11 protein-coding genes are annotated in these 12,894 nt (G+C 36.7%); 6 read left to right on the forward strand and 5 right to left on the reverse strand.

The genetic code is table 11. The features are described from left to right. Positions 1 to 52 precede the first annotated feature (52 nt). The 4 genes from J2Z26_RS15590 (at position 53) to J2Z26_RS15605 (ending at position 6,037) form a co-directional block, all read left to right on the forward strand. A complete protein-coding gene (locus J2Z26_RS15590; RefSeq protein ID WP_193534595.1) occupies positions 53 to 499 on the forward strand; it encodes a hypothetical protein in 447 nt (148 codons plus the stop codon). A 32-nt stretch (positions 500 to 531) separates the two neighbouring features. After that, positions 532 to 729 (forward strand): hypothetical protein, encoded by a 198-nt coding sequence (locus tag J2Z26_RS15595; RefSeq protein ID WP_193534594.1) that lies wholly within the window; start codon positions 532 to 534, stop codon positions 727 to 729. Between the two features lie 379 nt (positions 730 to 1,108). Then, on the forward strand, positions 1,109 to 3,928 hold the full coding sequence (locus J2Z26_RS15600; protein WP_193534593.1) for an EAL domain-containing protein: 2,820 nt from the start codon (positions 1,109 to 1,111) through the stop codon (positions 3,926 to 3,928). A gap of 477 nt (positions 3,929 to 4,405) precedes the next feature. Then, entirely contained in the window at positions 4,406 to 6,037 is a 1,632-nt protein-coding gene (locus J2Z26_RS15605; RefSeq protein WP_193534592.1) for a thiamine pyrophosphate-binding protein, read from the forward strand. 42 nt (positions 6,038 to 6,079) lie between these two features. Here the strand turns inward: J2Z26_RS15605 and J2Z26_RS15610 are convergent, their stop codons facing one another. The 3 genes from J2Z26_RS15610 to J2Z26_RS15620 form a co-directional block, all read right to left on the reverse strand. Continuing rightward, positions 6,080 to 7,243, reverse strand: coding sequence for an AimR family lysis-lysogeny pheromone receptor (locus J2Z26_RS15610; protein ID WP_193534591.1), 1,164 nt, complete (start codon positions 7,241 to 7,243; stop codon positions 6,080 to 6,082). A 101-nt stretch (positions 7,244 to 7,344) separates the two neighbouring features. Then, the gene (locus J2Z26_RS15615) at positions 7,345 to 7,587 is read right to left on the reverse strand and encodes a hypothetical protein (RefSeq protein WP_193534590.1); all 243 of its coding nucleotides are present in this window, start codon (positions 7,585 to 7,587) and stop codon (positions 7,345 to 7,347) included. 84 nt (positions 7,588 to 7,671) lie between these two features. After that, a complete protein-coding gene (locus J2Z26_RS15620) occupies positions 7,672 to 8,187 on the reverse strand; it encodes a DUF3231 family protein (RefSeq protein WP_193534589.1) in 516 nt (171 codons plus the stop codon). Positions 8,188 to 8,532: 345 nt separating this feature from the next. Here J2Z26_RS15620 and J2Z26_RS15625 point away from each other — a divergent pair, with 345 nt between their 5' ends. Continuing rightward, a complete protein-coding gene (locus J2Z26_RS15625; RefSeq protein ID WP_193534588.1) occupies positions 8,533 to 9,042 on the forward strand; it encodes a competence protein ComK in 510 nt (169 codons plus the stop codon). A gap of 42 nt (positions 9,043 to 9,084) precedes the next feature. Here the strand turns inward: J2Z26_RS15625 and J2Z26_RS15630 are convergent, their stop codons facing one another. Then, on the reverse strand, positions 9,085 to 9,624 hold the full coding sequence (locus J2Z26_RS15630; protein WP_193534587.1) for a hypothetical protein: 540 nt from the start codon (positions 9,622 to 9,624) through the stop codon (positions 9,085 to 9,087). Positions 9,625 to 10,313: 689 nt separating this feature from the next. Beyond that, a complete protein-coding gene (locus J2Z26_RS15635; protein ID WP_193534586.1) occupies positions 10,314 to 11,390 on the reverse strand; it encodes an SGNH/GDSL hydrolase family protein in 1,077 nt (358 codons plus the stop codon). A gap of 203 nt (positions 11,391 to 11,593) precedes the next feature. Between J2Z26_RS15635 and J2Z26_RS15640 the strand changes: the two genes are divergently transcribed. Then, positions 11,594 to 12,766 carry a hypothetical protein gene (locus J2Z26_RS15640; RefSeq protein ID WP_193534585.1) on the forward strand — a complete coding sequence of 391 codons (1,173 nt, stop codon included), beginning with the start codon at positions 11,594 to 11,596 and terminating at the stop codon, positions 12,764 to 12,766. Positions 12,767 to 12,894 lie beyond the last annotated feature (128 nt).

The raw sequence follows: 12,894 nt of genomic DNA on the forward strand, positions 1-12,894 counted from the left end.
AATTAACTACTATCTTATCCCTTAGATGGGTAAAAAGAAACGGAGTGTTATTATGAAAAAATTACTATTTGCAGGTCTATCACTAACTGTTTTGGCTGTCGGTTTTTCTTTTGGAGCAAGTGCCATTAATAAAAATGTAGCAGAGTTACCACCGATTTATCAACCAAATGCTGTAGAAGTTGCAGAACTACCACCAATCTACAGACCAAGTTCATTAGGACTAGTAGCAGAGTTACCACCAATTTACAAACCAAGTTCATTAGAACTAGTAGCGGAGTTACCACCAATCTACAGACCAAGTTCATTAGGATTAGTAGCAGAGTTACCACCAATCTACAGACCAAGTTCATTAGGACTAGTAGCAGAGCTACCACCAATATACAGACCAAGTTCATTAGGATTAGTGGCAGAGTTACCACCGATCTACAAACCAAGTTCATTAGGATTAGTGGCAGAGTTACCACCGATCTACAAACCAACTTCGTCTTTTAATGTCTAATCTATAGAATTATAAAAAGGATGTGTTGCAGTATGGCATATAAGAGATTGAAACTTAATAATACAATGCAAGAAGCTTTTAGTGTTATTTATGAAGATATAAACTCTTTGGCGTATCTAGCAACAAAAGAATGTGAGCTATCACAAAATCTGAAAGAGATAAATAGAATTAAAAATAATATTAAACAGAACTTAAAAGCAATTGAGTTCTTAACGACTACCCAGAATTAGCGTCTACACTGTAGACGCCTTTCTTTTATAAAGTTAAAGATATATTAGAAAACCAATGTATGCATATTTCGTGTATAAAAAGTCCTAATTCAGCAACGTGACAATCTACCTAATAACTCGATACATTATGGTTCTTTCGAATCATTTATTGAAAATCTTTAGAAAAGTACTTGAAAAATAACTAGATTCGTTTAAATGTATAGTTATAAGATTCAATACAATATTTTACTCTATTGGAAAAATAAACTCTAAAAATAGTACTTAACCTATTTTTTTTAACCTTAAAATGTCGAATTATGGTGAAAATGTAGTACTTCCCTACACGGTAAATAATTCATAGCAAAATAATATAGTCTATTCAGATGAAGGAGGTAATGAAATGTCGGGAGAGCAAACGAGGTATTCAAGACTTGCAACGATAACAAAATTAATAAATACAGAATTAGATTTGAAGGATGTATTACAACATGTGGTGACAGCTATATCTGAAGAAATCGTACAGTGTGACTCCGTCGGCATTTACCTACCTCAACCTGATGGTACTTATAGAGGCTATGTAAGCAAGCCAGAAGTGATTAATGGAATGACAATTGATATGCATGTTGTGGACCCATCCATTGACTTTTTAGCAAAAGAAGTAATTGAAACTCAAGAGGCCATCTATATCTCTGATACATCAAGGGATAATCGCCCTGATCGACGGGCTATTGAAGCATTTCAAATAAAATCATTACTAGGGTTACCTATTTCCTACGAGAAGGAATTATATGGACTTGTCTTCCTATTTGACTATGGCATCCCTATGAATCTAACCATCCAAGAAATCAAAACAGTAGAAGCCTACGTGAATATGGCTGCTGTTGCGATTCGAAATGCCAATAATTTAACTCGAAAAGAGAACCTCCTTTCTGACAAGCAGTTACTACTAGATGTGACTCGTGAACTATCTTTGTGTTCCACATTACAGGGAGTAATGGATACTTGCTTCCGTTACATTGGGAATGTCCTGAAAAACCCTAATATAGGGGCTCATCTACTTGATCCGGTAGCTAAACGAGGCCTTAAGCCAGCAAAATTAAGTAAAGACAGTGACTGGAAAGAAGATGATTGGAAAAAAATTCACGATGAAATTATGATTGACTATCGTGAAGATGCTTTATTCCAAGAGGTTATACGAACCAAAAAGGCTGTTTTGGTACCTGATGTGTCACTCGACCCAAGGCCGAATCATGAGGCATGCAAAAATTTCGGTATTAAGGGAATTTACATGATTCCACTTGTTGCAATGGGAGAAGTGCTTGGGACTATACCAGTTGTTAACTTAGTAGAGCCAGGTCATGTATATCCTGAAGCTTCGATGCAGCTTGCACAATCCATTGCAGATGCAACAGCATTAACACTTTCAAGCATGCTATATATGGAAAAGCAAGAATTGATTATTGCAGAAAGAACATCTGAAATTACTAAGAAAAACGAAGAGTTAAAGAGCATTGTTAATGAGTTAAAGCGCTTAAGTCGCGAGAAAGAGTTAATCCTAAACTCAGCAGGGGAAGGAATCTTTGGCTTAAACCTAGATGGTCAAATCACCTTCTGCAATCCTTCAGGAGCAAAAATGCTTGGATATCAAATGGAAGAATTGATCGGTCTCTGTTATGACATCATTTTTTCAAGAAAGAAAATAGGCAAAAGTAGTTGTGAAGACACATTTGAAACGTACCTGCAAAAAAATCTTAAAAAGTTTGATATGGATGAGAGGTTTTATAAAAAGGATGGTACTCATATTCCTGTTGAATATGTCATTGCATCCATTAAAGAAGAAAATCAAATAGTAGGATATGTTGTTACCTTTAAAGACGTCTCTTCACGTAAAAATATGGAAGAAAAAATAAAGTACCATGCCTACTACGATACCTTAACAGAATTGCCTAATCGTATTTTATTTAAGGACCGCTTAAATCAAGGGTTGACGTATGCAAGTCGTAATAGTAAAAAACTAGCAGTGCTGGTTCTGGACTTAGATCGTTTTAAAGTAATCAATGACACCTTGGGTCATAATGTTGGAGACCAACTGCTCCAAGAGGTAGCGCGCCGATTAACAGCATGTAGTCAAATCGGAGATACTGTATCTAGACAAGGTGGGGATGAGTTTACAATCATCCTGCCATCGATTGACTATGATGACCAAGTAATTTCCTATGCTGAGCAGGTACTCGATGCATTTGTAAAACCATTTACATTGAATGACGAGGAAGTTTTTATAAAAACAAGCATTGGTATTGCGTTATATCCGGGTGAAGGTGCCAATACTGATGACCTTTTGAAAAATGCAGATACTGCGATGTATAAAGCAAAGGAACTTGGCGGAAACAACTATCAATTTTACACAAATGGCATGGAAAATCGTACATTTGAAAGTGTCAAACTGGAAAATGATCTCTACCGTGCTTTAGAAAACGAAGAATTCAGTATTTACTATCAACCACAGGTAAATACGGAGACCGGAAAAATGTTTGGTGTAGAGGCATTGTTACGTTGGAATCATCCAACAAGAGGAATCGTTTCTCCAGCTGAATTTATCCCGATGGCAGAAGAAACAGGCTTAATTGTACCAATTGGTGAATGGGTCCTTCGATATGCGTGTAAACAAGTTAAGCAATGGCAGGAACAAGGACACGGTGAGTTAAGTCTTTCAGTAAACCTGTCAGTACGACAGTTTGAACAACGTAACCTCGTTCCTATGGTACAACATGTTTTAGAAGAAACGGGGTTTAGGCCAGAACTTCTAGAGCTAGAATTAACCGAAAACATCATTGTGAAAAATACAGAAGCGACGATGAAAACAATGGATCAACTTAAGGATTTAGAAATCAATATTTCAATTGATGATTTTGGGACAGGTTATTCATCATTAGGCTATCTCAAAAACTTCCCGATTAAGACACTAAAAATTGATAAGTCATTTATTGATGATGTGATGACCGATTCCAATAATGCTGCGATAACCAACACGATTATTACGCTGGGGCAAAATATGAATCTACACGTTATAGCAGAAGGTGTAGAGACAAAAGAACAAGTTGAGTTTCTTTCATCTAAAGGCTGCCGACTCGTTCAAGGATATTTCTTTAGTCCACCTTTAAAGGCAGAAGATTTGGTTGAGAGATATTTGAGTAAAGATGGGGCTTTTATTAAGTCTTAATTTACGAGGTTGAAGAGGGTAGTTTAATAGAAATTGAGATTTAAGTTCAGGGAAATTGCGGATTTCGGGAAATGAGGTCACATAAATAGGTTTACGTTCCGGGAAATTGCGGATTTTGGGAAATGAGGTCCCGTAAATGAATTTACGTTCCGGGAAATTGCGGATTTCGGGAAATGAGGTCACATAAATAGATTTACGTTCCGGGAAATTGCGGATTTTGGAAATGAGGTAACGTAAATGAATATACGTTCCGGGAAATTGCGGATTTTGGGAAATGAGGTCACGTAAATGGATTTACGTTCCGGGAAATTGCGGATTTCGGGAAATGAGGTCAGGTAATTGGATTTACGTTCCGGGAAATCGAGGATTTCGGGAAATAAGGTCACATAAACCAATTTATGCCCCCTCAAAAGCCCAAAACAACCAAACAAAGGTCACATAAACTCACACTTACGAACACTCAAAGGAGGAAAACCCATGAAAGCTGTACGTGCGGTACTTGAATACTTAAAAAGTGGTGGAGTCACAACGATTTTCGGGATACCAGCAGGCTCTGTGAATGCCTTTTTTGATGAATTATACGACATGAGAGAAATTACACCCATCATCACAAAGCATGAAGGAGCAGCCTCCTACATGGCTGCTTCCTACGCAAAATACGCAAATCAACTAGCAGTATGTATCGGCTGTAGTGGTCCTGGTGGGACGAACTTAGTAACAGGAGCAGCCAATGCCATGCGTGAGCACTTACCTATTCTTTTCATCACAGGAGCAGTGCCCGTCAATACTGTTGGGCTCAATGCCTCACAGGAGCTAGACGCCGATCCAGTGTTCCGCCCTGTCACAAAATATAGTGCAACTGTAACCAAAGCTGAAGACCTATTAAGTGAAGTAGCCAAAGCAACAGAAATCGCACTTTCTGGTGTTCCGGGCCCAGTACATATCGCCATGCCTATTGATGTACAACTAACTCAAATCTCACAAATTCCAATACCTAAATTTCCAAAACACAAACCAGTTGTACCAGATGCAACAACCATCGCTAAAACTGCTCAAGAATTAGTAAAGCGAAATGGTTATATTTTTGTCGGCCAAGGTGTAAGGTGGGCGGTTGACCAGGTACTTGAGCTTGCAGAACTATTAAACTGGCCAATCATCACGACCCCACAGGCGAAGGGGCTCATCCCACAAAATCATCCATTGCTAGCTGGTGTATTTGGATTTGCCGGTCACGAGAAGGCATCAGAACTCATTAACAACAGCGAAAGTGACGCGCTGCTCATCTTAGGATCAAGCCTAGGTGAAACAGCAACAAACAACTGGAATCCTAATCTAACAAAAAATCGTTTTACGATCCAGATAGACATTGATAATACCGTTTTCAACCGAAAGTATGATATTGATCTTCCAATTCATGGTGACGTGAGCTTAAGTCTTCTTTTCCTAAATGAAGAACTAAAATCACTGGGATTAACGAGAGAACTTCCAGCGAAAGCAGAAACAACCAAAAACAACAGCACCCAAGAGTATAACACCCAAAACGTACTGCTAAAACTTCAAGAATACTTACCAACCTCGACCCGATATACGATTGACATCGGTGAGTTTATGTCTTATGTCATTCACCATATGAATGTACTAGATTCAGATACTTTCGATATCAACGTACATTTCGGAGCAATGGGGAGCGGGATAGGGGCAGCAATTGGCTCGAAACTTGCTGAACCAAATCGACCAGTAGCATGTATTACCGGTGACGGCTGCTTCTTTATGCATGGGATGGAGATTTTAACGGCAAAAGAATACCAACTTCCGATTCTATTCATCGTCATGAATAATGCCAGACTTGGAATGGTGTATCACGGACATTCCCTACAATACAAGAGGTCACATCCAAGCTTTGAACAAGAACAAGTCAATATCGCTGCAATGGCAAACGCAATGGGCATCCCAAGTTACCGGGTTGATGCATTAGAAGATATCAATCTCAACTCGATCAGCCAACTAATCAACTTAAAAGGTCCGGCTGTCCTTGAGATTGCACTAGTAGATAATAATGTGCCACCGATGGGTGATCGTGTTAAATTCCTATCATCGTTTGGAAAATAAAAAAAGGTATCAGGCGCAACTCTATGTGCGCTTGATACCTTTTTACTTAAGTCTTAAAGCTCTCACTATCTCTGGGTTCTCACCAATTCTCTCGAGCTCTAGAAGAGGTAAATGGATATAATACCTCTCATTTGCTTCCGTAAAGTATTGGACTGACTCAAGAAAACAATTCCGATCATTAACTGCCATACCTTTATAAAACATATGAAAGCCTTTTTGGTTTAAGGTTAAACTCTCCCAATCAGTTGATTTTAATAGATTTAGGGCTTCAATCATTCTTCCAGACCTGATATGGTGAAAGACAACCTCGTGTATATCTGGGATTTCCTTACTCTCAAAATCTAAATAAGGTGGCAACTCTCCCCAGTAATTTGCTAAAAAGTTTCGACTTCTTTTAATTGCAAAAGCTAACCTTTCGTTGTTACAGTATTTTTCCGAAAGAGTTAAATGATATAATGAGCGATCATAATTTGAAAAGATATAGGAATTACCTATAAACTGATGAACCAATCCTTTTAAACGATTTCCGCCTGGCTGATCAAGAATTTTTTCCCCATATAACCGTATATTCTCGATTTCACCCAAATGGTAGCTTACACCTGTCATAATCAATGCCAGTCTTAGCATGAAACTAGTTCGAATAAAAGGAGATTTTAATTTGCTTATTTGTTTTTGTATGGCTGGGGCAGCATCCTTCATTTTTTGAACTTTTCTCAAGTCATAATAACAATACATAAGAACAATCTGACTATACACTTTCATCTCAGGAGATTTAAACTTCAGTTGATTCACAATATCAGGGAAATCATCGTTAGTAATTTCGCCTCTAGCTCTTCTTAATTCAACCTCATGCAATCTAGCCCAGTCCTGACTTTCTCGATGTTTACTTCTCTTTAATTTATCCAACATATATTCGTATAGACCATCTAGACGATTACAATCAGCGTATTCCAAACTATGTCGAGCGAGAACTTGATTAGGATCTAACGTTCGAATGTAGGAATCCATGATTTCAAACTCCTGATCCGGAAATATGTGCCTCACCATCTTTAGAATACTTTCAAAACAGTCAATCTCACAGTCAGGACTTTGAAGGAAACTGTACAACCTAGCCTTGTTGCGTATCGCTGTTACCTCTACAAGCTCATTAGCAATATGAGGGCTATTATCGAGATTATTTTTAATAAGAGTCTTTAAATCTACCATATTTCTACCCCTCAACATTGATTTACTATCTTTATAGTATCAATCAGAGGGATTTTTTAAAAGTGAATATAATTGGTTATTAAAGTAGTGATCCCAATTACCTAGTTTTTTATATGAAAAGTAACGAAAGGAACTTTCCCTACCAAAATTCTTACCACTGTTATTTGTAGAGTCGGATAATTATTTTCTATAAATTGCAAGGCAGCACTTTTTATTTGAGCATTTTCACTAGGTATATTTCCGCTTTCCAAGGAAAACTCTTCTGCAAACACTTTTTTATTAATCGTCAAAATGGCCATCAACAGTCCGTGCTTTGTTACAACTTGATGTTTTTGAAATATCATACTTTTCACCACGTTTTTAGTTCTAACGTTCCATAAAGTGTAAGATAATATACAAAAAAGCGCCAGCTAGGGCGCCTTTAAAAATTAACAATGATCTGCAGTATTTAAATGCAGTGGTGGTGGAATTAACCAGCCTTTTTCTTTGTTCATTCTTAGAATACGTAAACCGAATTGCGCTTTTTGCATATGGAACTGTCCAAACATTGCTGCAATGTCTTCACGGATACATTTCCCCATAGCGGCACTACATCCAACAAGTCCAGCAGCATTATCAGCAGCTAGTGTTGCTGCTATTTCTGGGTCTGTTACTCTTGCCCCAGGAGGAATATGATCCACACAAGCATCAGGGCGCTCAGGTGGCGCAGGAGGAAGTGCTACACCATTATCCTTTAAAATAGTTTCAAGTTCCTTGATCTCCGGTCTAATTCCATTTTCAATAATATCTAATATAAGTTTTTTTAAGTCGTCATCACCAGCGTGATTGTGTAAGGTTTGATAACCTGCAACCATACTTTTTGCTGCAAGTAAATGTGTCCATACTGTAAAGACCTCACCATAATGCATTGGCTCTTCTTTTGGATTACCACTCAATATTCCCATAAACAGCCTCCTAATCGTATCGTTTTTCATAATTTCACCTTCTTTTCTTAGAAGACAAAGATATTTTGGCTATTTTCGGGGTAAAGTATGAATAATTAAAAATGGTAATTTAAATATAAAAAGGTACTTGATTCAATATCCATAAAGCCTGTAAGCAAGGAATCAATATAAAAGAATAGAGTGGAAAGAGGAGACAGGAAGAATAAACCGTTGTATCACTTTTTAAATTTTTGTCACAAAATAGACATAATTTAATATAAAATTGAGGTAAATATCACACTTTTCTATATTTTCGAATTAGTATAATAGTCCCATATCAGAAAAACTTAATATGGTGGAGGAACAATGAGGAAAGTCACAACATACATAATCTGTGATCACACAATAGCATTAATCCCTATTGAAAATGGTTTTACAAAAATAGTGACAATTAATGAAGAGCTATATTGCACCAAATCCACAATTGATATCATTAAGGAATCATATTTTCAAGGTAATGCTTTTTCTGAATATAGAAGAACAGCAATTTTGGAAATGCCTTCTTTCTCACAAAGGGCCCCAATACCCATTAAGCCCCACGAGAACCTTTATTTTATTCCATCCCATAATCCATACAACGGGGAGTGTGTATGGATAAGCTATCATCATATCAAGAAAGTCATTTCAATAAGATCAAACTATACGCTAATAATTTTTGGGAACTATCTGGTAATACGCATTTCCGTATCAGCAGATATAATAAAGGACCAACTTCATAAAATGACCACTAATCAAAGACGTTGGTCTTCTGCGAATAAATTATCGCTTTGGTTAGACCCACTTGATCGAAAAGTAAGCAAAAATGAAGCTGAGTAAGCAATAAAGGTACCTAAAACCATAGAGTAGCAGGTACCATTTCTAATTACTATTTAATTCAGAAGTAGCCATTCTTAATATCTCTTTCACTTGTTCCTTCTTCTTCGCTTCAAACTCTGTTTTAAACTCAATAGCCTCCGAATCAGGATATCCGTTACTCACAAGTTCTTTCGATAACTCATCATAAATATGATAAAAGGCTTCATCTGTTTCATTTTCCAATGCCTTCAGTTCGTTTACATATTTTGTCATAGATAACAAACTTACTAGATCCTGGTCGCCCTGTACGTATTCTTCATATGCCTGATTCGCAATTTTTCGCATTTCATTGTTTGTTTTATCTTCTAACTTTTCAAACCGTTCTTCGTACGTAGACTTTATCTCAACAAGTGCTATAGAATTCTGACTAACGGGCAAAGCTTGTTTATTTAAAAATTCACTAGATACAGCTTTTGCCTCGTAAGGAGACATTTCCTTATATGGAGAATGAGCCGCCGTCTTCGTATCGGAATCTAATATGATAATCGTAGAAAATACAATAAGCTCTAAAACAATTCCAATAAACAAGAGATTTCGTACCATCAAAATCACCTCCTAGCTCCATTGTTGACTGGAGTCGGGGAGAATATACGAGAGTGAAGTAAAAAGCTGAGCGAGGCAAGGTAAGTTGTGGAGAAAAATGTGAAAATGTAGATTAAAACTATTGAAATCATAGAAGATTAGAGCTACTTAAGATAAGAACATTTATCATGGACATTTTGTGATAATCTTATTGAGCGAATGTCTGTGATGAGAGTTATCAAGGCCAACTTTCGCCAACTTATCCAGCGAAATGTCTATGAGGAGCGTTATCAAAGACAATTGCATCAAGTTATCCAGAGAAATGTCCATGAGGAGGGCTATCAAAGACATTTTCACCAACTTATCCAGCGAAATGTCCATGAGGAGCGTTATCAATGACAACTTGCGCCAATTTATCCAGCGAAATGTCTGTGAGGAGGGCTATCAAAGACATTTGTACCAACTTATCCAGGGAAATGTCCATGAGGAGCGTTATCAAAGACCATTCCACTCAATTTATCCACCAAAATGTCTCTGAAGGGAGTAATCAAAGACAATCTCACTCAATTCATCGAGCATATTGTACCTGAAGAGCGATATTACTATGCTTGCTATTACGAAAACTCTAAAGTTAAGTAATAAATAAAATAAAGATAAAAAAAGCCCAAATCACTATAAGATTTGGACTTCAATTCGATATACAATCTTCTCTAATTATTCAATAACTGTAATTTAGCCTTTGATGGTGTTTGATAATTAATAAACCCATCAATCTTTGTAACATAATACCCATCACCTAAACCGTATTGGCCACCAAATAATCCGTCATATCTATAGACACGATATTGTTCACCAGGCTGTAAAACTCTTTCAAATACAAGCTTTCCATCAACACGTTTCCATAAATTGATAGGCTGAATAACTTCAACTTTACCAATTTGCCCTTTTTTCAAAAGTAATCCATCCCAATAAATAACAGGTGTAGGTTTATTTTCAACTGGTTGAGGTGAAGGTACTGGAGCGGGAGCTGGTTCTTCTTTTACCTCAGGCTTCATTTCATTCCAGAATAGCTCAGCTACTGCTTTATATCCTTCTTCACTTAAATGAATATCCTGAGGGTTTGGAAGGAATCCAATATTAGCGCCAATTGTTTCTTCTGTAGCAACATAAGTAGAGCCAGATTGTTTTGCAACCCCTTCAATGACCTTATTTAACTGCTGTAGTCCTGTAAGAATAGGACCTTGGGCTTCTGCTGGTAGGTGAGGGAGTGCGTTATAGTATCCCATTAAGTATATTTTTGCTGTTGGATTTAATGTTCTAATGGCAGTAATCGTTCCGACTAAGTTGTCAGTAACCGACTTTAAAGAATTTAGAACACCAATTTGATCGATTGTACCAGTCGTACGATTTAGGTTAGCTAACAAATCATTGGCACCAACCCCAAGTGTAATATGAGTCGCTTGACCAAGGACCTCATGAATGCTCCCGTTATCACCTTTTGTAACATTGTTTGTAATGTCGTCAAGTACATGTTTAGAAGTGTAACCATTTACTGCATAATCTCTCACAAAAAGCTTAAGTACATCGACTTCCATAAACTTTTCCGCAATAAAATCTGGATAACCTTTCGCATTCTCTCCAAAAGGAGTTCGTCCAGCGGCTAAAGAGTCTCCTAAACTAACATAAACAACCTCACTTTCCGATTCTGCAAATCCAATAAGAGGTTGAAGTACCATCATTAATAATAAAGAAAAAACCACTGAAAGCTTTATAAAGAATTTAGACATTTTTTCCCTCCATCACTTTTTAATTTACAAAATTAGGATACTATAGTTCTATTAGACTAAACAACTTTTATAATACTTATAATTCCGACAAATTATCCTAAAATACGTCAAAACCAATGGATTTAGAACAGTTGATAACGTTGTAAATATAAGGTAATGTATAGTTACTAGTTTGCTAGTATAGAATTTGGAGGATCGAAACAATGCGTAAATTTGGAAGAGTATTTGCTTTAACAGCAGGTTTAACCTTGCTATATCCAATAGTACAAGCTGAAGCATCAACATATACTGAAGCGGAGAGGTTAGTAAGTGAAGCTGAAAAACATGCAGGTTCACTAAAATGGCAAATATCAGTTGAGCATACAAAAGAAATTAAATATCCCGACATGTTGGTATTTAATGCAACGAAGGACACATATTTGATTGCTAAAAGCGCTACATCAAAACTAAATGCAATTCAGAGGAAACAATTAGAAGAACGTCTAGCGACTAATGTTGAGGTGCATTATAATCGGGCAATCGGTTATATTGATGCGATTACTTCCGGCCGAAAAATTACTGAAAAAACACAAAGATATAAATCCCTATTTGAAAGAGAACCTACGAGTGATCATACGGAAGCTGCGTATCATTCACTTTCGGAGGAGATTCGAAAACAAGCTTCTTTACTATACAGAGTGTATGGCCAGTCTACACGTAGTGCGATACTTAATAAATACAAACAGCCTGGACAAGCAGCTATAAACCAAACAATTTATCCGATTACAACGAAAATGGAAATTGATAAATTAGGAGATTTAATAGAACGAAAGTCTTCTCAGGAAAAAATAAGTGCAAAGGTTGAAGAAATCTTTGGTTTATTTGAATTTATTTATAGTGACGAGTTTTATGAAGCTTTTTATGGTAAATATGCTGAAGTCATTCGAAAAGACCCATACTTCGTGCAAATGGAAATTGAAGTGAGGGCTTTCTTTGAGAGATATAATGATGCTTATAACACTGAAGATATTGATAAAGTGAAATTAGTTCTGCATGAGGATTATCCTTACAGAGAAGGGGATATTGAATTAGCAATTGAAATGTTTCCAATTTATGATCTGAAATTTGAGAGTATCTCAATAGAAGTTCTTGCTATCCTTGGGGATATCGCAATTGTTCGTGTGGTGGAAACTGAAATAAATGAAGGTGATATTGAGCACGAACAGATGTTACATGAGGTATTGTATGAATTAAAACTTTCTAACGGAGAGTGGAAAGTACTTAATTTACAAGTAATTGATTCGAGTCCCTTTAATAAAGAGGATGAGAACAAGTCCGATACAGATAACCCAGCTATAGAAGATCCGAATGCTCCAGTAGTCAAAAAGGTATATTAAAATGAATGGTCTATTTGATAATTTATTATCAGGTAGACCATTTTTTAATAAATAAATAGTCTAGCGCATTTCATTAACGCATAAAATGTACAAGCATATAGATATAGTGCTAAAGTACTATTTTGCCA

This window comes from Cytobacillus luteolus, assembly GCF_017873715.1.
Classification (GTDB): Bacteria; Bacillota; Bacilli; order Bacillales; family Bacillaceae_L; genus Bacillus_BV; species Bacillus_BV luteola.